This window comes from Methyloversatilis universalis EHg5, assembly GCF_000378945.1.
Classification (GTDB): Bacteria; Pseudomonadota; Gammaproteobacteria; order Burkholderiales; family Rhodocyclaceae; genus Methyloversatilis; species Methyloversatilis universalis_A.
The window spans coordinates 3,735,110-3,756,537 of sequence record NZ_KB900539.1 but is presented as its reverse complement, the minus strand read 5'-3'; the positions used below and the strand labels follow the sequence as shown (position 1 = coordinate 3,756,537).

The window sequence follows — 21,428 nt, the reverse complement described above, 5'->3', positions numbered from 1 at the left end:
GGCGCGCCGTGCCAATAGGCGCTTTCCCTTGTCTGCCTGACAAGAGGAGGCATCAGCCTCCCTTCCGGAATCCACCCCTGTCTGCCTGTATTGGTGTCACTCAGTTGAGCGACGGGCCGTCGCTGGAGAACTGTTTGAACACTGAAGTCGATTTCGCCGGGCTGGGCCTGGCCGAACCCCTGCTGCGCGCCATTTCCGAAGAAGGCTATACGCGCCCCACGCCGATCCAGCAGAAAGCCATTCCGCTGGTGATCGCCGGTCGCGACCTGCTCGCCGCCGCCCAGACCGGCACCGGCAAGACCGCCGGTTTCACGCTGCCCATCCTGCACACCCTGCTGAACCGTCCCGCCAGCATTCCGGCCGGGCGCCCGCGCGTGCTCGTGCTGACGCCGACCCGGGAACTGGCCGCCCAGGTCGAGGAGTCGGTGCGCACCTATGGCCGCCACGCAAAGATGCGTTCAATGGTCATGTTCGGCGGTGTGGGCATGAACCCGCAGCTGCAGGCGCTGAAACAGCGCGTGGACATTCTGGTGGCCACCCCCGGCCGTCTGCTCGATCACGTCGGTGAAAAGTCGCTGGATCTGTCCGGCGTCGAGATTTTCGTGCTGGACGAAGCGGACCGCATGCTGGATATGGGCTTCATCCGCGACATCCGCAAGGTGATCGCCGTTCTGCCCAAGGTGCGCCAGACCCTGCTGTACTCGGCCACCTTCTCGCCGGAGATCCGCGAACTGGCGCACGGCCTGCTCAACGACCCGGCCGAGGTCGAGGTCGCGCCGCGCAACACCACGGCCGAGCGCGTCGCGCAGGAGGTCTACATGGTGGAGCAGAAGCAGAAGCGCCACCTGCTGGCTCACCTGATCAATCAGGGTGAATGGTCTCAGGTGCTGGTATTCACCCGCACCAAGCACGGTGCCAACAGGCTGGCCGAACAGCTGGACAAGCAGGGCATCACCGCAGCGGCCATCCACGGCAACAAGAGCCAGAACGCGCGTACCCGTGCGCTCGCTGATTTCAAGAGCAACACGCTGCGCGTGCTGGTCGCGACCGATATTGCCGCGCGCGGTCTGGACATCGACCAGCTGCCGCACGTGGTCAATTTCGAATTGCCCAACGTACCGGAAGACTATGTGCACCGCATCGGCCGTACCGGTCGTGCCGGTGCCAGCGGTGCTGCGATTTCGCTGGTTGATCGCGAAGAGGCCAAGCTGCTGACCGCCATCGAGAAGGTGACCCGCCAGTCGATTCCGCGTGCCACCGCGGAAGGTTTCGTTCCGGTTGCAGGCGCCACCGAAGACGCCGATCGCGGTCCGCGCCCGCAGGGTCGTGGCGGCCGCGGCGAAGCCGGTGGCCGATCCGCGCAGTCGAAGCCGGCGCAGCCGCGCCAGCCGCGCACCAGCGAAGAGCGGCCGGCGCGCAGCGCACAGCCGAAGCAGGCGCCGCGGGCCGGTGCGCCCGCGCAGCCGGGCAGCAAGCACGGTGGCGGGCGTCCGCAGGGCCGCAACGCGGCGCCGCAGGGCGGACGTCGTGACGGCGGCCGTAACGGCAATCGCGAAGTGAATGGCAACCGGGCTCTGCCGCCGGTGCGTGAGGACGAAGAGGACGACAACCGCGGCAACCGCATCCAGCCGGCCGCGCGGCCGCGCGAGGTCAATGGCAATGTGATGACGCGCAACGAAGGTGCCCGCCGCCCGCAGCAGCCGGCGCTGTTCTCGTCACGCAACCGCGGCGGTCAGCGCTGAGTCCTGCCTGCCGTCATCCGGACTGAAGCATGAGCGAAGCCGCCCTCAAGGTCCTGAAGGAGGTGTTCGGCCACGCCGGTTTCCGCGGCGCGCAGGCGGACATCGTCCAGCATGTGGCCGGCGGCGGCGACGCGCTGGTGCTGATGCCGACCGGCGGCGGCAAATCTCTGTGCTACCAGGTGCCAGCGCTGCTGCGCAGCGGCACCGCGGTGGTGGTGTCGCCGCTGATCGCGCTGATGCAGGACCAGGTGGCCGCGATGACCCAGCTGGGCGTGCGTGCCGCCTTCCTCAATTCAACGCTTGATCTGGAGCAGGTACGCGAAGTCGAGCGCAGCCTGCTGGACGGCACGCTGGATCTGCTCTACGTCGCACCTGAGCGGCTGAACACGCCGCGCTGTCTCGATCTGCTGAGCCATATCCGGCCGGCGCTGTTCGCGATCGACGAAGCACACTGCGTGGCGCAGTGGGGCCACGACTTCCGGCCGGAATACCTGCAGCTGTCGGTGCTGCACGAGCGCTTTCCGGATGTTCCGCGCATCGCGCTCACCGCCACCGCCGATCCGGCCACCCGCGACGAAATCATCGACCGTCTCGCGCTGCACGACGCGCGCGTGTTCGTGTCGAGTTTCGACCGCCCGAACATCCGCTACACCATCGTGGACAAGGACGACGCGCGCAAGCAGCTGCTGCGCTTCATCCGCACCGAACACCCGGACGACGCCGGCATCGTCTATTGCCTGTCGCGCAAGAAGGTCGACGAAACCGCGGAATGGCTGGTGGCGCAGGGCCTGAAGGCGCTGCCCTATCACGCGGGTATGGACGCGGCGACGCGCGCCGCGCATCAGGCCCGTTTCCAGCGTGAGGAAGGGCTGATCGTGGTCGCCACCATCGCTTTCGGCATGGGCATCGACAAGCCGGATGTGCGCTTCGTCGCCCACCTCGATCTGCCGCGCTCGATCGAAGGGTATTACCAGGAAACCGGCCGGGCTGGCCGCGACGGCGGCGCTGCGGACGCATGGATGGCCTACGGGCTGGCCGATGTGGTGCAGCAGCGCCGCTTCATCGACCAGTCGGAAGGCAGCGAAGCCTTCCGCCGCATTTCAGGCAGCAAGCTGGACGCGCTGCTCGGCCTGTGCGAAACCGCGCAGTGTCGCCGCGTGCATCTGCTGGCCTACTTCGGCGAAGAAGGCGCGCCCTGCGGCAACTGCGACAACTGCCTGAGCCCGCCGGAAACCTGGGACGCCTCGGTGGCCAGCCAGAAGGCGCTGTCGGCCATTTACCGCACCGGCCAGCGCTTCGGTGCCGGTCACCTGATCGATGTGCTGCGCGGCAAGGACGGCGAGCGCATCCGCCAGTGGGCGCATGACCAGCTCAGCGTCTATGGCATCGGCAAGGCGGAGGACGAACATCACTGGCGCAGCGTGTTCCGTCAGCTGGTGGCGCTGGGCCTGGCCCGGGTTGATCATGAATCCTACGGCGCGCTGGTGCTGACCGAAGCCGCGCGCCCGGTGCTGCGCGGCGAGCGGACGGTCATGATGCGGCGCATTCCGGAGCGGACCAAAGAGGCGGCGCGTCGTACGCGCAGCCCGTCGCCGGTGTCGATGGAAGGCGTAGATGCAAATCTGCTGGCGGCGCTGAAGGCCTGGCGGCTGGAGGAAGCGCGTACGCAGTCGGTGCCAGCCTACGTCATCCTGCACGACAGCACGCTGGTCGAGCTGGCGCGCCAGCGCCCGGATGATCTGGAGGGCCTGGCCGACATTCCCGGCTTCGGCGCACGCAAGGTCGAACGCTATGGCGACGCGCTAGTCGAGTTGCTGGGCGGTTTCGGCGGCTGAATCCGAGACGCTCTCCCAAGGGAGTGTTGCACTGCAAAGGTTCTGTTGCCGTTTCTGGCACGACTGTGGTGCGGTTCTGCGTCAGTGCCTTTGATGTGAAATTGTTCAAATACAAACAACTAATAAGAATTTGAGGGTGGGTCCGGATGTTGCATGATGCATATCGACCGTTTCACTACGCAATCGAGGTGCATCGTGCGACGCAACATTCTTGCCCTGCTGCTTGCCCTGTCCAGCAGTCTGGCCTCGGCGGCTCCCGCTGACGGCTGCGCTGCAGGCCGCCTGACGGCCGATGCGGGCGAGGCGCCCCGCCCGGTCTGCGACCCGTCCCGGCGTGCTGTCTACCCTTTTGCCGAATTGCTGGAAGATCCGGCCGCGTCACGGCCGGCTCTGGCGCTGGCGGCGGTGCTGCTCGGCGGCATGGCGCTGCGCGCGAGGCCGCGCTGAAATTCAGTCCGCCTCGATGCGGATGAAGCCGTCGCGGTTGGGCATGCGTACCGCCGGCAGCGACTGTGCGTCCATCACTGCATCCGCCGGTACCACACGGTTGACGTACAGCAGCCAGGCGCACAGCGCGTAGACCTCGTCCGCGCTCAGCGTGCCTGGTGCGCCCATGGGTTTTGCGCGGCGGATGAAGTCGAACAGCGTGGTCGCGTGCGGCCAGTAACTGCCTATGGTCCTGTCGGCGTCCGGGTCGTTCAGCGGACGTACCGCGCCGGCCAGTTCCTCCGCGCTGCCGCCGCGCGCATCGCGCCCGTGGCAGGCGGCGCAATGGCGGGCATACAGCGCGCCGCCCTCGGCCACCGTGCCGCGCCCGGCCGGGAGGCCGCGGCCGTCCGGAAACACGTTCACGCGCTGGTGAGCCAGCCACTGGGGATCGGCCGGCTGGCCCAGCCGAGGGGCGTTTTCGCGCGGGGTGGCCGGTAGTGCGGCGCAGCCGCCCATCCCGGCCATCCACGCGGCCAGCAGTGCGCACGCTCTGATCCGTACTTCAGTAGGTATGACTGACCGTGCCATCGCTGTCGATTGCCCAGGCGACAATCCCGTTGTAGTGGAAATAGCCGGCGCGACCGCGTTCGGCCACCAGCGCGGCGCGCTCCGGCTGCCGGTTGCCCCGCTCGTCGATGGCGCGGCTCTTGAGCACCGCCGGCTGACCGTTCCAGCGCCAGGGGATGCGGAAACGGGTGAGGCAGCGCGGCAGTACCGGTCCGTCGAGCGCAGCGTCGGCCCAGCTGCGGCCGCCGTCCGCCGATACTTCGACCTTGCGGATGCGGCCGTGGCCGCTCCAGGCCAGTCCGCTCACCTGATACACGTCCGGCTGCTTCAGCGACTGGCCGTGAGAGGGCGAGGTGATCAGCGACTTGCAGTCCATCGTGAAGGTGAACTGGCGTGCCTTGCCGGAGGGCAGCAGCTCGGTGTACTTCGCGGTCTCGTTGCGCGACATGACCGGCTGCTCCGACAGTTCAAGCCGCTGCAGCCACTTCACGTGCAGCACGCCTTCCCAGCCGGGCACGATGAGACGCATCGGGTAACCCTGTTCCGGGCGCAGCCGCTCGCCGTTCTGATACAGACCGATCAGGCAGTCCTCGCGCATCTTGGCCAGAGGAATGCTCATGTTCATCGCGCCCGCGTCCGCCCCTTCGGCGATCACCCAGCGCGCGTCCGGCTCGACACCGGCTTCGTCCAGCAGCACTGAAAGCGGCACGCCTGTCCATTCGGCGCAGGAAATCAGGCCGTGCACCGAACCGGCCGGCCGCTGTATTGGCGACTGATGCCAGCCGGCGTTGCTATTGCCACCGCATTCGATGAACAGCATCTGCGAGCGCATCGGGTAGCGCAGCAGCGATTTCACGTCGAACACGAGAGGCTGTTTCACCCGGCCGTGCAGCGTGAGCGTGTGCCGCGCCGGATCGATCTGTGGCACGCCGTTGTGGTGGCGTTCGAAATGCAGGCCGTTGGGCGTGATGATGCCTTCAAGCTCTTCCAGCGGCGTGAAGGACACGCCGTTGCCGGGCACCGCACTGTTGGCGCCGATGCGTCGCGCGGTCAGGCGCTCGTGCGGAGAGGGCTGGCCATAGGGCGTGAAGGGCGCGCCCGGTTCGTGCAGCCAGGGCGGGTCTCCGTCCGGCGTTGCCCGGGCGGTGGCCGCAGCCGCCGTGGCCGTGGCCAGCAGCAGACCCCGGCGCAGGAAGAGCCGTCGGTCGAGCAGCCCGCCACCGGCCACTTCGGGCAGCGTGTGCGGCGAGGGGCGGCGGGCGGGCATCGGACTTCGGGTGGCCGGGGTCAGAGGAAGAGGGTGAGCACGCCGGTGTAGCCGTACAGCTGGTCGTGCGAAATTTCGCCGCCGGCGAAGAAGCCGGCCACCGGCAGGCCGGGGAAGGCTTCTTCCAGCATGGCCGCTTCGGCGTTGTCGTCGCCGAACATGTGGGCGCCACGTGCGGCACAGGCCACATAGAGTGCGCCGCTCGGTGTCTGTTCCAGCGAATCGCGCAGCTCGGCCAGCATGCGGCGCATGTCGGCGCGGGCGCAGTCGGCGTCGCGCCGGAAGAAGCGCAGCCGCTGTCCGGGCTCCACCGCGTCGTTGATCGCGAGCAGGCCGTTGTCCGGATCCAGCCCGATCAGATTGCGCACCCGGAATTCGGCGTCATCGCGGCCGGGCACGCCCAGACCGGGCAGGATGTAGCGCGCGGCGCGTCTGAGGTCCTGGCCGAGCGAGGTGCCGGCCGCGTCGAGAAAGGCGTCCAGCGCCGGCCGGCCGTCGATTTCGGAAATGATGTTGTGTTCGCAGGCGGTGATGGTGCGCACTTCGCCGACCGCGCAGCAGCCCTGGGTGAGCCGGGTGGCAATGGCCACCTGCTCGGTGAAGGCGACGCCGCTGATGCCGCCGTGCAGCGCGCCGTTGGCGATCATCGGCGCCTGACCGCGCGCGATCGCCAGTCCGCCGGTGACGAAGCCGCTGGACACCTTGGTCGCCATGTCAGCCACCAGGTCGGGCATGTCCGGCGTGGCCGGGTCGGCGTGCACCACCGCGAAATAGGGCGGATCGGTGTCTTCGGCGTCCGCACCGGGCAGGCGTTCCCGGCCGGAAAACACGCGGAAGCTGCCTTCCGGCAGCCGGCCCACCATCAGCGACAGGCCCGGCTGTTCCTGACTGGCGATCGCGCGGCCGATCACGCCGACCGAACTGGTGCCGACCCAGTTGCGGATGCCGGTGAGGCGGCCCAGCCGCTCCACCAGATCCTGCACATCGGCACCGTAATGATCGGTCAGGTAGACAAAACCGAGATTGGCGTCCGCCGGCATGTCGAGCGCGGCCAGCGCCCTGTCCATCGCGACCGGCCAGTCTTCGTGGAAGGCCGTGCTTGCCGCGAACCGCCCCATGATCCGGCTCAGCTCCCGCCAGGAGGCGGGGTGTCTCCGCTGCTTGCGGAGCTGCCCTGCGGGTGGCCGGCGGCGTTCTGCATCAGCGTCCACGGCCACATGGCCGCATTGCCGAATGCGTTCATCGGATTGGCGGCGTCGTGACCGGCAGAGGCCGGCGACGGGTGACCTGCCGCACCCGCCGCCATCGCCTGCATGGTGGCCAGCGTCGCCCGCTGCACTTCGAGGCCCTGGATGCTGGTCTGGAGCATGCCCATATTCATGCGCAGCCAGCCCTCTACTGCCTTGAGATCAGCGATGCGCTTGTCCAGCTCGCCGACGTCCAGCGTCGGCGTCACGAAGCCGGGCACCGGAAACGGCATCTGGCCCCAGACCGAACGCAGGAATTCCATCGGATCGTACTGCGATGATTCGCCGGCCATGACATCACCTTTTATGGACTGTACAGACCAAGCATAGCGCGCCGGCTGATGGCTGTGGCCACCCATGCGGGAAAAGCGTGGCGCTGGAGGATGCCGCCGAGCCGCGCGGGGCACAAAGAAAACGCGGCCTCTAGGGCCGCGTGAAGGGAGACACAACGTGCACAACGCCTTCATTCTTGTCGCCGCCCCGGGCACCAGCAATCGTCCGTTCGGCTTAGAACCGCAGTGGTAATGGCGCTCGCCCAGCGGTGGCCGGGCGCGCTGTGGCCGCGCTGCTGTTCAGGCCGCCTGCTCCTTCAGCTTGAACTGGATCAGCGTGCGCAGCTTGGCCGGCATGACCGGCTTCAGCAGCAGGTGATGGCCGAGGTCCTTGGCCTCTTCCAGCCTCTCCGGCGTGGCGCTGCCGGTGACCAGGATGGCCGGGATGTCGCGGTCGAAATGGCGCCGCACCGCGGCCACCACTTCCGGGCCGACTTCGCCGTCGCGCAGTTGATAGTCGGCGATGATGAGATCGGGCGGTGCGCCATGTTCCTCGACCGCCTGCATTGCCTGCGCCATGCCGCCGGCGATCAGCGGGTGGGCGCCCCAGCTGCCGAGCAGTGCGGCCATGCCGTCCACGATGCTGGCTTCGTCGTCGATCACCAGGATGCAGCGGTCGCCCAGATCGGCCTGTGCGCGTTCGCTGCGGGTTGCGGTGGCGCGCACTACCGGTGCGCGGCCCATCGGCACGTCGATGCGGAACACGGTGCCACGGCCGGGGCGCGAGGCCATATTGACCGGGTGCGCGAGCAGGCCGGACAGTCTCTGCACGATGGACAGCCCCAGCCCCAGGCCCTTGCGGCGGTCACGTTCGGCATTCGCCAGCTGCACGAATTCCTCGAAGATGCGGTTCCGGTCTTCCTGTGCAATGCCCATGCCGGTATCCCACACCTCGAAGCGCAGCCGCCCGCCGTGCATGCGGGTGCTCACCAGCACGCCGCCGGCGGGCGTGTAGCGCATGGCGTTCGAAATCAGGTTGCGCAGGATGCGCTCCAGCAGCACCGGGTCGCTGCGCACCCAGGCCGCGCGCGAGCGGATGCGGAAGCTCAGGCCGCGTTCGAAGGCTTCAGGCTCGAAATCCATGCGCAGCCGGTCGAACAGTGCGCTGACCGATACGTCGGTCACTTCCGGCTTCACCTTGCCGGCGTCGATCTTGGAAATATCGAGCAGTTCGTTGAACAGCCCTTCCAGTGCCTCGACCGAACTGCTGATGCTGGTGACCAGATTGGCCACTTCCGGCTCGTGCGCCTTGGCCGACAGCGCGGCGGCGAACAGCCCCATTGCGTGCAGCGGCTGACGCAGGTCATGGCTGGCCGCGGCGAAGAACTGGCTCTTGGCGCGGCTGGCCTGATCGGCGCGGTCGCGCGCTTCCGACAGCTCAACGTTCTGTGTTTCCAGCCGCCGGCTGAGCACTTCGTTGGCATAACGGCTGCGCAGTGCGCGTTCGATCAGCGCGTTGAAGTTCCTGCCCACCCGCCACAGCGCGATCATCAGCACCGACAGGATGAAGGCCACCAGCAGATCGTGCCGGCTGCCTTCCCAGATGTAGCGCGCGATCACCGGCAGCAGCGTGGTGCCGAGGAAGGTGTAGTAGCTGGGCAGATGCATCGAGGTGAGCGCGGCGGCCACGCCGCACACCGATACCAGCAGCGAAATCAGCACGATCTGCTGTTCCGGAGCTTCCGGGGTGAAGAAAAGCCACAGTGTCGAACTCCACAGCACGCCGGAAATGGCGGCGCCGGCCAGCCAGTAGCTGCCCCAGCGCGGCGCGCTGGCGGCATCCGGCGCGGTACGGCGGTAGCTGCGCAGCAGCGTCAGGCGCGACAGCTGGTTGGCGATCGACGCGACGAACCACAGCGCGACCGTCCACAGCGGCGCCGCGTCATACACGGTCCACGCCACCAGCAGCGTGCCCAGGATCTGGCCGCCGAAGGCGGTGCCCAGATTCGCGTACAGCATCTGGATCTGGGTGGCCACCACCTCGCGGTCGAGTTCCGCCTGCTCTGCCGGCGCCAGCCGTGCTGCGGCGTCGCCGCGCTCGCGCGTCAGCGATTCGATCGTCGTGTCTTCGGCCAGCACGACCGGCGGCGGGAGGGCGCTCATGAATGACCGCCCGGGCTGCCCAGCTTCAGGCCGATGCGGCTGGCCGCCAGCACCGCCTGCGTGCGGTTGGAGGCGCCCAGCGCCTTCAGGATGGCGGTGATGTGCACCTTCACCGTGCCTTCGGCCAGATTCAGCTCGCGGCAGATTTCCTTGTTCGGCTTGCCCTGCACCATCAGCGTCAGCACTTCGGCCTGGCGTTCGGTCAGACCGATGTCGGAGGCGGTCTGCGGCCGGCGCGGCGCGTCGTCCGCCCGCTGTGCAGGCGCGCCGAGACCGAGTTCGCCGACGATGGCCTGGCGCGGCACATAGACGCCACCGGACAGCACCAGCCGCAGCGCACCGAGCAGGACCTCGTTGGTGCTGGATTTCGGAATGAAGCCCATGGCGCCCTGGTCGAGCGCGGCCAGCACGGTTTCGGAATCGTCGAATCCGGACAGCACGACAATCGGCAGCGCCGGATGTGCACCGCGGAAGGTCTGCAGCGCGCTCATGCCGCGGCAGCCGGGCAGCGTGAGATCGAGCAGCGCCAGGTCGAGATCGGGATGCACGTCCGCCAGCTTCAGGCCGGTCTCGCAGTCGGCCGCATCCAGCAGCTGGATGTCGGCCGCCAGCCCGGGCAGCACGTGGCGCAGCGCTTCGCGTATCAGCGGATGATCGTCGACGATCAGTATTTTCATGGGGGTCCGGATCGGTCTGCCGGGTGCATGAGGCACCGGGAAAGACCGCAATGATGGCGGAAACCCGGATTGTGCCGGAATCCGGATTATTACTTTCGTCTTAGTCCGCTTGGATGAAATGCACCGGCAAAGTGCGCATTCAGCCAGTACACTCGGCCCGCAGGCGTCCGTATGCATTGCGGGCGCACCTTTCATGCTGTCCGAGCGGAGACTGTTTCTTGGGTTGTGTGCTCATCGTCGAGGATCACGCGCTGGTGCGCGAGGGCATGGCGCAGACGCTGTCGCGGCTGGGTGCCGACTGGTGCGTGATCGAGGCGCCCGATGCGGCGCATGCGCTGACGCTGCTCGACGGCGGTGCCGACATCGATCTGGTGCTCACCGACATCATGCTGCCGGGCATGAACGGCCTGTCACTGCTGGCCACGCTGCGCGAGCGCGACCCGTCGCTGCCGGTCATCGTGGTGTCCGCGCTGTCGGACAAGCCCACCGTGGCACGCGCGATGCGTCAGGGTGCTTCCGGCTTCGTGTCCAAGGGGGATTCCGGTGACCAGCTGGTGCTGGCGGTGCGTACCGTGCTCGATGGCGGTCTGTACACGCCGCCTGACCGCCGTGTGCCGGCAGCTCGGGCCGGGCGCGCTACGCCACCCATACGCCCCGCGGGCGCCGACGGATTCGGCCTCACCCAGGCCCAGACCCGGGTGCTGCAGATGCTGGCCGAAGGGCGCACCAATCGGGAAATCGCGGAATCGCTGGGCCTGGCCGAAGGAACGGTCAAGGTGCATCTGACCCGCATTTTCCGCGCGATGAAGGTGACCTCGCGCGCACAGGCGCTGATCGCGCTGGCGCAGAGCGGCTTCCGCAAGGAAAGCTGAGCGCGGGCGGACACGGCGCTGGCCGCGCCGCCGGTGTCGCTCAGTGGGTGGTGCCGATCACCTGTTCGCTGTCCGCCTGCGGGCGGGCGTGGGCCGGCACCTCGTGTTCCATCGTCTCTTCGGCGTCGATGTCCACGTCTTCGTGGTCGATGCGCAGGATGTCCAGCACCGGCGATGCAACCCGACGGCAGGCGTTGGCCAGTGGGGAGGGCAGGCTGTCCGGAATGCGCTTCTGCAGCAGCAGCTTGGACGAGGAGATCGCGAACACCGGCTCCAGAATGCGGTTGCGGTACTGGCCGAGCTGGCTTTCGACCAGCTTGTCCGCCGCTTCGCGCGCCCACGGATTGGTCGGCCACTGGGTCGGGATGGCCAGCGCGCGCGGGAAGGTTTCCAGATCCTGCTGCACGGTGCGGATGTCTTCGTGCGAGTCGCGGAAGGGCAGCAGCACCAGATGGGCGAGGCTGTACAGATGGCGGTCCATCTCGCCGCGGTTGGCACCGCCGTCGATCACGCCCATCCATTTGTTCAGGCCGCGGATCTTTTCCACCACCTTGGCCAGTGCATCGCGCGAACGGGCATCGGCGGTCAGGTAGCGGCGGCCTTCCGGGTCCAGCGGCTCGCGCCCGAGGTCGGTCAGCACGCACACCGAGCGCTGGTTCAGCAGGCCCAGACCCTGACACAGCATGTGCGACAGCGTGGTCTTGCCGGTGCCGCCCTTGTTGCCGATCACGCAGATGATTTCAGCCATTTCGTGTTCTCCACCTACCGGGTTCGAGCAGCCATTATTCCGCGATCAAATGCGGGGCATCGGCGGGAACTGCTGCGGAAACCGGTGCCATTTCCCGGACCGTGCGGCCGTTTTTGCCGCGCCGTCCGGCAAATGTGTACACATATAGCGCACGCGCTGCCGGGTCGCTGTCGATGACGCGGTCCGCCTTCACGCCGGGGATTTCGAAGCTGTTTGCAATCAGCATCGCGTCCGGCTTCATTTCCACCGAAGCCTTGCGGCCGAGCTGGGGCATGGGCACCGGCGACAGGAAGGCGTAGATCACGTCGTAGTCGCCCAGTTCGAGCGACCACAGATCGTCACGCCGCACCGTCACATTGGGCAGGTTGCGGTTGCGCAGACGGGCGATCAGCCAGGGCAGCGGCGCGTTCTCGACGCCGGTGAAGCGGCAGTCGGGCCGCGACATGGCGAGCCGGCGCAGCAGTTCGCCGGTGCCGCAGCCGAGATCGACCAGATGGAGCGCACGGTTCTTCGGCAGCGCCTGCAGCAGCGCGCGGGCGGTGGCTTGATTGGTCAGGAACAGCGGCACCCGGCTGCGGAAGGTGGACCAGAACACCGCCGACAGCGCGAGGAAGGCGAACAGATACCAGGTCGGGGCGATGTCCAGCGTGCGGGCGGCCACCACCAGCGGTGAGAACAGCAGGTGTATCGCCACCCACCAGCGCGGCGCGCGCAGGGCCAGCGCGAGCGCAGCGGCGACGCCGGCCTGCATGATGACCACCGCTGCCATGCCAGCCGGCGGCGACACCGTGTAGCGCAGCGCGAACAGCGCGACGATCCAGGACACGAACTGTATGGCGAGGGCGCGGAACAGGTGCATGGCAGGCATACGGAAAGCTGACCCACTCACAGTAGACCAGCGGCCGTGCACAAAGTCACCGATTAGCGCGGACATTGGCCCGCATTCTCGGCTTTGCCGGGCGCCGGTCAGCGGCTGCCTTCTTCTTCCAGCTTGCCGAAGCCGAGCAGGCGGGCGCGCCGGCCTTCGGGATTCGGGCCGTACACGCCCAGCATGCGGGCGTGCTCCGGCGCGTAGTAGCGGCCGACGCAACCGGCCGGCACGCACACGGTATCGCCGGCCTGGGCTACAACGGTCACGCCATCGACCTCGACGTGCAGGCAGCCTTCGAGCACGTAGGCGTATTCGGTGTGAGCGTGCTCGTCCAGCCAGTATTCGCCGGTCAGTGCCCATTCCATCAGCACCGGTTCGGCCCAGCCTTCGGGCGCCGGATGGGTGATCCAGCGCGCCATCACGTCGGGGGTCGGGCGCAGCGGCGTGCGCGGGTAGAGCGTAGGGCCGGAGGCGGCCGCGTCGCGGGTGTCTGCAGCGTGCGTCATGGTGTCTGCCATCGGGATACGTAAGGATCCGCGCCAGTGTCGATGGCGCAGCGTACGGCCGCAATCACTCGAAGGGGGTAGTTGCCGCGACGGTGGCTCAGGGCGCCGTGTCGCGCTCCAGCCGCGCGAGCCACACCAGCGCGTGTTCGCGGCGGTCGCCGCACATGTCGGTCGACGGTTGCAGACCGCTGCAGCAGGCCGGGCGTTCCGGCTGGCCGAAAATGCGGCAGCGCAGCTCGGCGTCCAGCTGTACGCAGGGCACGCCCGCCGGCTTGCCGTCCGGCATGCCCGGTATCGGGCTGCTGATCGACGGCGCGATGCAGCAGGCGGCACAGCCTTCGCGGCAGGCGTGTGGCTCAGACATGGCCGGTCCGGGTCTGGGCGTCGAGCAGGCGGCGCACCGGTGCCGGCAGCGCAGCCGTGGCCAGTGTGGCGAGCGGCTGCCAGTGCAGCGTGCTGTCGGCGGCGAATTGCGTCGCTCCAGGCAGGCGGGCGAGCAGCGGCACCAGCCGCAGTTCGAAGTGGGTGAAGCCATGGCTGACCGCGGGCAGCGTCTGCACCTCGTCCGCCGCGAGGCCGCGCACAGCCAGCCAGCGCTGCGCTTCGGCCTGTGCTTCGGTTTCGGTCTGGGCGGCCAGTTCGGGCAGGCTGAGCAGGCCGCCCCAGATGCCCTGTCCGGGGCGGCGCTCCAGCAGCACCGCGTCCGGTGTGCGCAGCAGCAGTGCGTGCACCAGCCGCAGTGGCCGTACCCGGGCCGGACGCGGCGCCGGCAGTTCGCGCTGCCGCCCCTGTGCTTGGGCGACGCAGCGGTCGGCGACCGGACAGGCGTCGCAGCGCGGCCGGTTGCGGGTGCAGACGGTGGCGCCGAGGTCCATCAGCGCCTGGGTGTAGGGGCCACCGTCCCGTGCCGGCATCAGCTCGTGCGCCAGCGCCCACATGCGCTGCTCGATTGCGCGGGTGCCGGGAAAGCCGTCGATGCCGAACACGCGTGCGAACACCCGCTTCACGTTGCCGTCGAGAATGGGTGCCTGGGCGCCGAAGCAGAAGGAGGCGATGGCCGAGGCGGTGGAGCGGCCGATGCCCGGCAGGCTTTCGATGTCGTCCACCGTGCGCGGGAAATCGCCGCCGAAGCGCGTCATCACCTCGCGCGCGGCGCGGTGCAGATTGCGGGCGCGGGCGTAATAGCCCAGGCCGCTCCAGTTTTCCATCACGGCTGCCTCGTCGGCCGCGGCGAGTGCGGCCAGCGTCGGGAAGCGCTGCATGAAGCGGGCGTAGTAGCCGATCACGGTCTGCACCTGGGTCTGCTGCAGCATGATTTCCGACACCCACACGCCGTAGGCTTCGCCGGTCTGCCAGGGCAGGTCGTGCCGGCCGTGCTGCCGCTGCCAGCGCACCAGCGTGGCGGCGAAATCGTCGCTGGCGGCTACCTCTGAGTGAGTATTCATGGGGCGCGATTGTAGGGCGTGGCGCAAAAGCGGCGATAATCCGGGCTTACGCTCAAACCGCCTGTCCGATGAAGCTTCCCTCCGCCCGTGTCCTGCGCCCCCTGTCCGCGGTGCCCGTCTCCGTTCGTTCGCATGGAGCGGCACGATGAGCAATCCCGCGCACGACAGCCGCGCCTTTCGCGATGCGCTGGGCCTGTTCGCGACCGGTATCACCGTGGTCACCGCGCGTACACCGGACGGCGAGGCGGTCGGGCTGACCGTCAATTCCTTCAATTCGGTGTCGCTGGATCCGCCGCTGGTGCTGTGGAGCCTGTCGCTGGGTTCGCCGAGCGAGGCGTCTTTCCGCGCGTGTTCGCACTATGCGATTCACGTGCTGGGCGAAGGTCAGCAGGCGCTGTCGCGCCAGTTCGCCGGCAGCCGGGAACAGCGCTTTGCCGGCCTGCAGTGCGCCGACGGTCTGGGCGGTGCTCCGCTGATCGACGGCTGCCTGGCCCGCTTCGAATGCCGCAACGACCTGCAGTATCCGGGCGGCGACCATCTCATTTTCGTCGGCCGGGTCGAGCGCTTCGAGCGCGGCGCCGGTGAGCCGCTGCTGTATTTCGGCGGCGGCTACCGCGGCATCCGGCAGCCCTGAAGGCCTACCAGGCGTAACCCAGCCCGAGCTGCAGCGTGGTGTCGGTCGACTTGCGACCGGGCGCCGGCGTGCGCTCCCAGTCGGCATTGATCTGCGCCGACGCGGTCATGCCGCCGGCGATCGGCAGCCGCACGCCGGAGCGCGTCCGTATGGTCAGGAAGTCCGGATCGGACAGGCTGAGAAAGCCGTCCTGGTCGTGGAACAGTTCGGCGCCGCGTGCGAACACCTTGCGGCTGGCGCGCACGCCCCAGCCCAGTGCCGGATAGTCTTCGTCCATGCCGACCCGGCGATCCAGCGTCACGTAATCCAGACCGGTACGCAGCGACAGCCGGGTGCGGTCGTCGTCGTACAACTGCCAGCCGTAGCCGGCACCGGCCGTGCTGCGCAGCCGGATGTCCTTGAAGCGGTCCTGTTCCAGCGATGAGCGTGCGTACAGGAAGTGACGATCGTCGATGAAGCGGTCGTAGTTGCCATCGACCAGCCACTGCTGCGCGGTGCGTATGCCGCGCTCTTCCCGCCGGTCCACCTTCAGACCCAGACCCCAGGCGTAATCGCGCGCCCGTGCGTTGAAGGCGGCGTCGCCATAGACCCGCTCGTTCTCGCTGTTGCCGCGCACCAGCGCGGCCGACACATTGGCGTGGCCGCGATAGGTGGCGCCCTGGCCTGACTGTTCGGGCGTGGGGTTGATGAAGGCAATGTCCTCCGGTCGCACATTGCGGCTGCCGGTGGCGCTGTCGACGTCCATCGAGTCATCGTTGCGGCTGTCCAGCCGGGCGTCCTGGCTGAGTTCGCCGTTGCGCGTCATGACGGTGAGCGCGTCGTCGGTGCGCAGCGCGGCGACCTGGTCCCAGCGCAGCGTCAGCCGGCCGGCGTAGTCGGTGTCGATCACCAGATCGTTGCCGGCCTTGCTGACGATGCGACCCGTGATGCGGTCGCCGTTGGCCAGCCGTATTTCGTCGGCGCCGGCGCTGCCTGCCGCGCACAGGGCGGCAATCGAAAAAGAAAGTCGGAGCGGCAGGCGCCGCCATCGTGGCCAGTGCATGGAGGTCTCCCTGATCGTGGGGTGCGCGTGCCGGCGGGCCGTGTCGGACCGGCGGCGGGCACGAGGGTGAGGCGGGGAGTACTGCGGAGCGATGCGGGTCAGATGACCCGAGCCCAGTCTATCGAGGCGGCGCCACGAAGGCTGTAGGACGATCGGAAGCGGGACTGGCGGGAGATTTCAGGCGGTGCGGACTGGAGCGGGTGATGGGAATCGAACCCACGTATGCAGCTTGGGAAGCTGCCGTTCTACCATTGAACTACACCCGCGCAGCGCGGATTGTACGCGTGCACCGCGACCGCGCAAGGCGTGCTGCAGCCCGTCCGTGCCCGCCGTTCACTTCACCTCGATCACCGCCTTCATGCCGGCTTCAGTCAGCGCACGGGTCGACATGACATCTTCGAAGCGACCGGTGCGTACCGGCAGGATCCACCATTCGACCGCATGGCCGGCCGCGATCTCGATGCGGCGTATCGGTCCATACACCTCGGCCACGGTACGCCCGGTCGCGTCGAGTGCCACTACCTTGCGGGTATAGACCGCGTCGGCCAGCGACTGCGAGCCGAAGTAGCACGGCTTGCTGCCGCTGTTGTGCAGGCGCAGCGCGTACAGCTTTCCACTTTCCAGCGTCAGCGTGTCGGGCGAGAAGCGCGGCGGCGTGGCGTCGCAACCGATTTGCAGCGTAACGGCGACCGGCTCCTGCCGGGTGAGGTCGCCGGCGGCCCGGGCGGCGGGCAGTGCGAACAGCACTGCGCACAGCCCGAGCAAATGTCGGGAGAACCGAGTCCGGCGCCGGGGCGCGGGTGTCGTGAGCAGCCGTGCGGATGCTTGTGGCATGAGGGGGCGAGGATTCATCGAAGGTCTCCGGTGGGGGCGGCGAAGAGGCACGGGAGTTTTTCCCTGTGATCGGTTGCAGGCGCTCACTATATTCAGCGCCGCGCTAACAATTAGCACACAAATAAAAAATGTCCATCCGAGGAGATCGCCCCATGTCCAGATTGACCCTGCTGGCCGCCGCTCTGGCGGCCGGCTCCGTGCTGCCGTCCGCAGTCCGTGCGCAGACGCCCGAAACCTCGCCCAGAGTGGTGCTCGATGCGGTCGACATCACCAGCAGCATCCTGCCTTCGCGCATGGAACATGTCCCGGGCTCGACGGCGGTCATCGACGAGAAGGCGCTGGAAGCCCAGCGCCCCTTCACCGTCAAGGAGGCGCTGCGCAGCGTGCCCGGCGTGCACACGGTGGACGAAGACACCTTCGGCCTCGGCCTGAACATCGGCATCCGCGGTCTGGACCCGCGTCGTACTTCGCGCACCCTGCTGCTGGAGGACGGCATGCCGCTGTTCCTCGCGCCCTATGGCGATCCGTCCGCCCATTATTCGACGCCGCTGGACCGCGTGCAGCGCATCGAGGTGGTGAAAGGGTCCGGCCAGGTGCTTTACGGCCCGCAGACCGTGGGCGGCATGATCAATTTCGTTACCCGGCCGGTACCGAAGAACGGCGTCGAAGGCAGCGTCAGCGCCACCGTCGGCAACAATGATTTCCGCGGCTGGCACGCCAATGTCGGCGCCGGCGGCGAGCGTGGCGGCGTCATGCTGGACCTGCTGCAGAAGAGCGGAGACGGCGTGCGTCGCGGTCACGATTTTGACGTGCGCGAAGCCACCCTGAAAGGTCAGCTGAATATCAACCCGCAGCACACTCTGCTCGGCAAGGTGGGTTACTACGAAGAGGATTCGCACATCACCGAAACCGGCCTCGGCGCGGTGGAATATGCGGAAGACCCGCTGCAGGCGCCGACCGCGCGTCAGGACCGTTTCGAGCACGAGCGCAAGAGCGTGCAGCTGCAGCACATCTTCCAGATCAATGACGACGTGAAGCTGGCGACCCAGGCTTACTACGTCGATGCGCAGCGTGCGTCCTTCCGGCAGATCAACGAACCGGGCTCGCTGGGTGGCCGGTCGGAAATGGACCGCTGCTCGGGCGTCGTCGCCACCGAAGCCAATTCGCGCACCTGCGGCGGCCGCTGGCGTCCGCGTGACTACACCTACTGGGGCATCGAACCGCGGCTCGACTTCAGGCATGACCTGTTCGGCGTGCCCAGCGATGCCGTGGTGGGCTTCCGCTATCATGAGGAAGACATCGAACGCAGACAGTACCGGGACGGCGACCCGCGCGCCCAAAGTCTGGGGTGGGCGCGTCAGTTCGGCTCCTTCCGCGAACACATCGACATCCAGGTCGAAGCGAAGTCGTACTACGCCCAGAACACTTTCCACATCGGCGACTGGTCGTTCACGCCGGGACTGCGCTATGAGGACATGCGCATCCGCACCCATGTGCTGCAGGCCGAGGGCGAGTCGCAGAACAATCCGGAGGCACGGCTGACGAACAATACGTCCAAGCTGCTGCCCGGCTTCGGCGCCGCGTGGAACGGAATCGCGAACACGACGGTGTTCGCCGGCGTGCATAAGGGCTTCGCGCCCCCTCGCCCGGACCGCGACCTGAACGTGCCCAATTGCAATGGTGGCAGCGCGCAGGATTGCGCCATCGTGAACCGCACCCGGCCGGAAGAAAGCACAAACTGGGAACTGGGCGTGCGTTCGCGCTACTTCACCGGTGTCGGTTTCGAAGCCACGCTGTTCCAGACCGACTTCGACGACATCGTGATCCAGGACAACGGCCGCTTCTTCAATGGCGGCGAATCGAAGCAGGCCGGCGTCGAACTGGCGGGCCGGGTCGACTTCGGACCGATCCTGAAGACCGCGCACAATGTCTATGTGACGGCGTCCTACACCAACCTGTTCACTGCGAAATTCAAGAAGGATGATCCGGCGGAGAACATCGTGGCCGGCAACCGCCTGCCCTATGCGCCGAAGCACCTGCTGTCGGTGGCGCTGGGCTACCAGCATCCGGTTGGCTTCGATGCACGCATCGGCGCTGATCACGTAAGCAGCCAGTTCTCTGACGGCGAAAACACCCGCGTGGAAAACCTGTCCGGCGAGGAGGGCACCATCCCGTCCTACACGCTGTTCAACGCTTCGATGAACTTCCGGCCGGCCGGCTCGAAAACCAGCTACTTCCTGAGTGCCTACAACCTGACCGACCGCGAATATCTGGTCAGCCGGGTCGATGGCAAGTTCGCCGGCCGCGAACGGCAGGTGTTCGCCGGCATCCGTTACAGCTTCTGATCGCGCACATTCCTCTCGTGCGATTTCGGGCCGCCCTTCGGGGCGGCCCATTTTTCTTCCGGTCTGCGGTCTGACAGGGTGGGCGCTTCGCTGTAGACTTTCGCCCCATGACTCCCCCGAATGCATCCATCACCGTCACGGTGAATGGCGAGCCGCGCGCGCTGGACGCCGGCATCACGGTCGGTGCGCTGCTGCAGTCCCTCGATCTGGCCGGCAAGCGGCTGGCGGTCGAACGCAATGGCGAAATCGTGCCGCGTGCCACGCATCCTCACGCCGTGCTGGTCGAGGGCGACCGCATCGAAATCGTCGTCGCCGTCGGCGGCGGCTGAAACCGGACCATTCCCATGAGCAATGACATCCTGAAGATCGGCGCGCGCGAGTTCTCGTCGCGCCTGCTGGTTGGCACCGGCAAGTACCGCGACTTCGACGAAACGCGCGAAGCGGTCGACGCCTCCGGTGCCGAAATCATCACCGTCGCCATCCGCCGCACCAATATCGGCCAGGAGCCGGGCCAGCCCAGCCTGCTCGACGTGCTGCCGCCGGACCGCTACACGCTGCTGCCCAACACCGCCGGCTGCTACACCGCGGACGACGCGGTGCGCACGCTGCGGCTGGCGCGCGAACTGCTCGACGGCCACAACCTGGTGAAGCTGGAAGTGCTGGGCGACGCCGACACGCTGTTCCCGGACATGACGCAGACGCTGGCCGCGGCCGAAACCCTGGTGCGCGACGGCTTCGACGTGATGGTCTATTGCTCGGACGACCCCATCATGGCGAAGCGGCTGGAAGAGGTTGGCTGTGTCGCGGTGATGCCGCTGGCCAGCCTGATCGGCTCCGGCATGGGCATCCTGAACCCGTGGAATCTGCGGCTCATCATCGACAACGCCAAGGTGCCGGTCATCGTCGATGCCGGCGTCGGCACCGCGTCGGACGCGGCGATCGCGATGGAACTGGGCTGCGACGGCGTGCTGATGAATACCGCCATCGCCAAGGCGCAGAACCCGGTGCTGATGGCCAGCGCGATGAAGAAGGGCGTCGAGGCCGGCCGCGAAGCCTTCCTCGCCGGCCGCATGCCGCGCAAGCTCTACAGCGGCGCGCCCAGTTCGCCCACCACCGGCCTGATCACCGGCTGAACTCACTTTGCGCGACGCCTTGTGCGTCGCGCAGCAGGATTTTTCGCATGAACGAACACGACACGCCGGACAGTGCCGAAGGCGCAGACGACACGCGCCCGCAGCGCCACATTCGCAGCTATGTGCTGCGCCAGGGCCGCATGTCGCCGGGTCAGATCCGCAATATCGAAGAAGGCATGCCGCGCTGGGGCATCGAATATGCGCCGCAGGCCATCGACTACGCTGTCACCTTTGGTCGCAGCGCACCGGTGGTGCTGGAAATCGGCTTCGGCATGGGTTTCACCACCGCCGAAATCGCCGCCGCGCGGCCGGACACCGACTTCATCGGCATCGAGGTGCATGGGCCGGGTGTCGGCAACATGTTCAAGCTGATCGCCGAACAGCAGCTCGCCAACATCCGCGTCATCCAGCACGACGCGGTCGAGGTGCTGCGCGACATGATTTCCGATGGCTCGCTGGCCGGCGTGCATGTGTATTTCCCCGACCCGTGGCCGAAGAAGCGCCACCTGAAGCGCCGCCTGATCCAGGCGCCGCTGGTCGCCCAGCTCGCCGCCAAGCTCGCGCCCGGCGGCTATCTGCACTGCGCGACCGACATCGAGGATTACGGCCAGCAGATGCTGGACGTGCTCAGCGCCGAGCCACTGCTGGAAAACACGGTCGACGGTTTCGCGCCGCGTCCGGACTACCGCCCGCTCACCAAGTTCGAAGCACGCGGCCTCCGGCTGGGTCACGGCGTGTGGGACGTGATCTTCCGGCGCAAGGGCTGAAGCGTCGCCAGCGGCAGGCGGAGCGCCCGCCC

General features: G+C 67.6%; 22 protein-coding genes and 1 tRNA gene. 9 read left to right on the top strand and 14 right to left on the bottom strand.

Annotation, left to right across the window (positions count from 1 at the left end; translation table 11 throughout):
- Positions 1–134 precede the first annotated feature (134 nt).
- The 3 genes from METUNV2_RS0117045 (at position 135) to METUNV2_RS0117035 (ending at position 4,024) form a co-directional block, all read left to right on the top strand.
- Positions 135–1,742: a DEAD/DEAH box helicase gene (locus METUNV2_RS0117045; protein WP_018230689.1), complete on the top strand. Its 1,608-nt coding sequence runs from the start codon at positions 135–137 to the stop codon at positions 1,740–1,742.
- Between the two features lie 29 nt (positions 1,743–1,771).
- Positions 1,772–3,577: a DNA helicase RecQ gene (gene recQ, locus METUNV2_RS0117040; protein ID WP_018230688.1), complete on the top strand. Its 1,806-nt coding sequence runs from the start codon at positions 1,772–1,774 to the stop codon at positions 3,575–3,577.
- A gap of 153 nt (positions 3,578–3,730) precedes the next feature.
- Positions 3,731–4,024, top strand: a complete 294-nt coding sequence (locus METUNV2_RS0117035) for a hypothetical protein (RefSeq protein WP_018230687.1) — start codon at positions 3,731–3,733, stop codon at positions 4,022–4,024.
- A gap of 3 nt (positions 4,025–4,027) precedes the next feature.
- Here the strand turns inward: METUNV2_RS0117035 and METUNV2_RS0117030 are convergent, their stop codons facing one another.
- The 6 genes from METUNV2_RS0117030 to METUNV2_RS0117005 all read right to left on the bottom strand — a co-directional run bounded on the left by METUNV2_RS0117030 (position 4,028) and on the right by METUNV2_RS0117005 (position 10,199).
- Positions 4,028–4,522: a c-type cytochrome gene (locus tag METUNV2_RS0117030; RefSeq protein ID WP_018230686.1), complete on the bottom strand. Its 495-nt coding sequence runs from the start codon at positions 4,520–4,522 to the stop codon at positions 4,028–4,030.
- A 46-nt stretch (positions 4,523–4,568) separates the two neighbouring features.
- Complete coding sequence (gene soxC / locus METUNV2_RS0117025; RefSeq protein WP_018230685.1) at positions 4,569–5,840, bottom strand: sulfite dehydrogenase; 1,272 nt, start codon at positions 5,838–5,840, stop codon at positions 4,569–4,571.
- A 20-nt stretch (positions 5,841–5,860) separates the two neighbouring features.
- Positions 5,861–6,958: an FIST signal transduction protein gene (locus tag METUNV2_RS0117020; protein ID WP_018230684.1), complete on the bottom strand. Its 1,098-nt coding sequence runs from the start codon at positions 6,956–6,958 to the stop codon at positions 5,861–5,863.
- Between the two features lie 8 nt (positions 6,959–6,966).
- On the bottom strand, positions 6,967–7,380 hold the full coding sequence (locus tag METUNV2_RS0117015) for a PhaM family polyhydroxyalkanoate granule multifunctional regulatory protein (protein WP_018230683.1): 414 nt from the start codon (positions 7,378–7,380) through the stop codon (positions 6,967–6,969).
- 279 nt (positions 7,381–7,659) lie between these two features.
- Positions 7,660–9,522, bottom strand: a complete 1,863-nt coding sequence (locus METUNV2_RS0117010) for an ATP-binding response regulator (protein ID WP_018230682.1) — start codon at positions 9,520–9,522, stop codon at positions 7,660–7,662.
- On the bottom strand, positions 9,519–10,199 hold the full coding sequence (locus METUNV2_RS0117005) for a response regulator (RefSeq protein ID WP_018230681.1): 681 nt from the start codon (positions 10,197–10,199) through the stop codon (positions 9,519–9,521). Before METUNV2_RS0117005 ends, METUNV2_RS0117010 begins: the two co-directional genes overlap by 4 nt.
- A 227-nt stretch (positions 10,200–10,426) precedes the next feature.
- Here METUNV2_RS0117005 and METUNV2_RS0117000 point away from each other — a divergent pair, with 227 nt between their 5' ends.
- Complete coding sequence (locus METUNV2_RS0117000) at positions 10,427–11,071, top strand: response regulator transcription factor (RefSeq protein WP_018230680.1); 645 nt, start codon at positions 10,427–10,429, stop codon at positions 11,069–11,071.
- Between the two features lie 40 nt (positions 11,072–11,111).
- Here METUNV2_RS0117000 and METUNV2_RS0116995 read toward each other — a convergent pair whose 3' ends face one another.
- The 5 genes from METUNV2_RS0116995 to mutY form a co-directional block, all read right to left on the bottom strand.
- A complete protein-coding gene (locus METUNV2_RS0116995) occupies positions 11,112–11,819 on the bottom strand; it encodes a hypothetical protein (protein WP_018230679.1) in 708 nt (235 codons plus the stop codon).
- 34 nt (positions 11,820–11,853) lie between these two features.
- Positions 11,854–12,687 carry a class I SAM-dependent methyltransferase gene (locus tag METUNV2_RS0116990; protein WP_018230678.1) on the bottom strand — a complete coding sequence of 278 codons (834 nt, stop codon included), beginning with the start codon at positions 12,685–12,687 and terminating at the stop codon, positions 11,854–11,856.
- 98 nt (positions 12,688–12,785) lie between these two features.
- Positions 12,786–13,196 carry a cupin domain-containing protein gene (locus METUNV2_RS0116985; RefSeq protein ID WP_051081984.1) on the bottom strand — a complete coding sequence of 137 codons (411 nt, stop codon included), beginning with the start codon at positions 13,194–13,196 and terminating at the stop codon, positions 12,786–12,788.
- 97 nt (positions 13,197–13,293) lie between these two features.
- Positions 13,294–13,560 (bottom strand): YkgJ family cysteine cluster protein, encoded by a 267-nt coding sequence (locus METUNV2_RS0116980; RefSeq protein ID WP_018230676.1) that lies wholly within the window; start codon positions 13,558–13,560, stop codon positions 13,294–13,296.
- Entirely contained in the window at positions 13,553–14,641 is a 1,089-nt protein-coding gene (gene mutY, locus METUNV2_RS0116975; RefSeq protein WP_018230675.1) for an A/G-specific adenine glycosylase, read from the bottom strand. The genes METUNV2_RS0116980 and mutY overlap by 8 nt, the downstream gene beginning before the upstream one ends.
- 145 nt (positions 14,642–14,786) lie before the next feature.
- On the opposite strand from mutY, the gene METUNV2_RS0116970 reads away from it, so the two are divergent.
- A complete protein-coding gene (locus tag METUNV2_RS0116970; protein ID WP_018230674.1) occupies positions 14,787–15,275 on the top strand; it encodes a flavin reductase family protein in 489 nt (162 codons plus the stop codon).
- A 4-nt stretch (positions 15,276–15,279) separates the two neighbouring features.
- Here the strand turns inward: METUNV2_RS0116970 and METUNV2_RS0116965 are convergent, their stop codons facing one another.
- The 3 genes from METUNV2_RS0116965 to METUNV2_RS0116955 form a co-directional block, all read right to left on the bottom strand.
- Positions 15,280–16,317: a DUF481 domain-containing protein gene (locus METUNV2_RS0116965; RefSeq protein ID WP_018230673.1), complete on the bottom strand. Its 1,038-nt coding sequence runs from the start codon at positions 16,315–16,317 to the stop codon at positions 15,280–15,282.
- A 192-nt stretch (positions 16,318–16,509) separates the two neighbouring features.
- Positions 16,510–16,583, bottom strand: a tRNA-Gly gene (locus tag METUNV2_RS0116960).
- Positions 16,584–16,650: 67 nt separating this feature from the next.
- Positions 16,651–17,064, bottom strand: a complete 414-nt coding sequence (locus METUNV2_RS0116955) for a hypothetical protein (protein WP_018230672.1) — start codon at positions 17,062–17,064, stop codon at positions 16,651–16,653.
- A 239-nt stretch (positions 17,065–17,303) separates the two neighbouring features.
- On the opposite strand from METUNV2_RS0116955, the gene METUNV2_RS0116950 reads away from it, so the two are divergent.
- From METUNV2_RS0116950 to trmB, 4 genes are all read left to right on the top strand, one after another.
- Positions 17,304–19,496, top strand: a complete 2,193-nt coding sequence (locus METUNV2_RS0116950) for a TonB-dependent receptor family protein (RefSeq protein WP_036271220.1) — start codon at positions 17,304–17,306, stop codon at positions 19,494–19,496.
- A gap of 107 nt (positions 19,497–19,603) precedes the next feature.
- The gene (thiS, locus tag METUNV2_RS0116945) at positions 19,604–19,825 is read left to right on the top strand and encodes a sulfur carrier protein ThiS (RefSeq protein WP_008061113.1); all 222 of its coding nucleotides are present in this window, start codon (positions 19,604–19,606) and stop codon (positions 19,823–19,825) included.
- 15 nt (positions 19,826–19,840) lie between these two features.
- Positions 19,841–20,629, top strand: a complete 789-nt coding sequence (locus tag METUNV2_RS0116940; RefSeq protein WP_018230669.1) for a thiazole synthase — start codon at positions 19,841–19,843, stop codon at positions 20,627–20,629.
- Between the two features lie 47 nt (positions 20,630–20,676).
- A complete protein-coding gene (trmB, locus tag METUNV2_RS0116935) occupies positions 20,677–21,396 on the top strand; it encodes a tRNA (guanosine(46)-N7)-methyltransferase TrmB (protein ID WP_018230668.1) in 720 nt (239 codons plus the stop codon).
- The last annotated feature ends 32 nt before the right edge of the window (positions 21,397–21,428 follow it).

Excerpts from the sequence above, each read along its gene's own strand:
- recQ (WP_018230688.1), top strand. The coding sequence starts at position 1,772 with ATGAGCGAAGCCGCCCTCAAGGTCCTGAAGGAGGTGTTCGGCCACGCC.
- METUNV2_RS0117035 (WP_018230687.1), top strand. The coding sequence starts at position 3,731 with ATGATGCATATCGACCGTTTCACTACGCAATCGAGGTGCATCGTGCGA.
- METUNV2_RS0117030 (WP_018230686.1), bottom strand. The coding sequence starts at position 4,522 with ATGGGCGGCTGCGCCGCACTACCGGCCACCCCGCGCGAAAACGCCCCT.
- soxC (WP_018230685.1), bottom strand. The coding sequence starts at position 5,840 with ATGCCCGCCCGCCGCCCCTCGCCGCACACGCTGCCCGAAGTGGCCGGT.
- METUNV2_RS0117020 (WP_018230684.1), bottom strand. The coding sequence starts at position 6,958 with ATGGGGCGGTTCGCGGCAAGCACGGCCTTCCACGAAGACTGGCCGGTC.
- METUNV2_RS0117015 (WP_018230683.1), bottom strand. The coding sequence starts at position 7,380 with ATGGCCGGCGAATCATCGCAGTACGATCCGATGGAATTCCTGCGTTCG.
- METUNV2_RS0117010 (WP_018230682.1), bottom strand. The coding sequence starts at position 9,522 with ATGAGCGCCCTCCCGCCGCCGGTCGTGCTGGCCGAAGACACGACGATC.
- METUNV2_RS0117005 (WP_018230681.1), bottom strand. The coding sequence starts at position 10,199 with ATGAAAATACTGATCGTCGACGATCATCCGCTGATACGCGAAGCGCTG.
- METUNV2_RS0116995 (WP_018230679.1), bottom strand. The coding sequence starts at position 11,819 with ATGGCTGAAATCATCTGCGTGATCGGCAACAAGGGCGGCACCGGCAAG.
- METUNV2_RS0116990 (WP_018230678.1), bottom strand. The coding sequence starts at position 12,687 with ATGCCTGCCATGCACCTGTTCCGCGCCCTCGCCATACAGTTCGTGTCC.
- METUNV2_RS0116985 (WP_051081984.1), bottom strand. The coding sequence starts at position 13,196 with ATGACGCACGCTGCAGACACCCGCGACGCGGCCGCCTCCGGCCCTACG.
- METUNV2_RS0116980 (WP_018230676.1), bottom strand. The coding sequence starts at position 13,560 with ATGTCTGAGCCACACGCCTGCCGCGAAGGCTGTGCCGCCTGCTGCATC.
- mutY (WP_018230675.1), bottom strand. The coding sequence starts at position 14,641 with ATGAATACTCACTCAGAGGTAGCCGCCAGCGACGATTTCGCCGCCACG.
- METUNV2_RS0116970 (WP_018230674.1), top strand. The coding sequence starts at position 14,787 with ATGAGCAATCCCGCGCACGACAGCCGCGCCTTTCGCGATGCGCTGGGC.
- METUNV2_RS0116965 (WP_018230673.1), bottom strand. The coding sequence starts at position 16,317 with ATGCACTGGCCACGATGGCGGCGCCTGCCGCTCCGACTTTCTTTTTCG.
- METUNV2_RS0116950 (WP_036271220.1), top strand. The coding sequence starts at position 17,304 with ATGTCCAGATTGACCCTGCTGGCCGCCGCTCTGGCGGCCGGCTCCGTG.
- thiS (WP_008061113.1), top strand. The coding sequence starts at position 19,604 with ATGACTCCCCCGAATGCATCCATCACCGTCACGGTGAATGGCGAGCCG.
- METUNV2_RS0116940 (WP_018230669.1), top strand. The coding sequence starts at position 19,841 with ATGAGCAATGACATCCTGAAGATCGGCGCGCGCGAGTTCTCGTCGCGC.
- trmB (WP_018230668.1), top strand. The coding sequence starts at position 20,677 with ATGAACGAACACGACACGCCGGACAGTGCCGAAGGCGCAGACGACACG.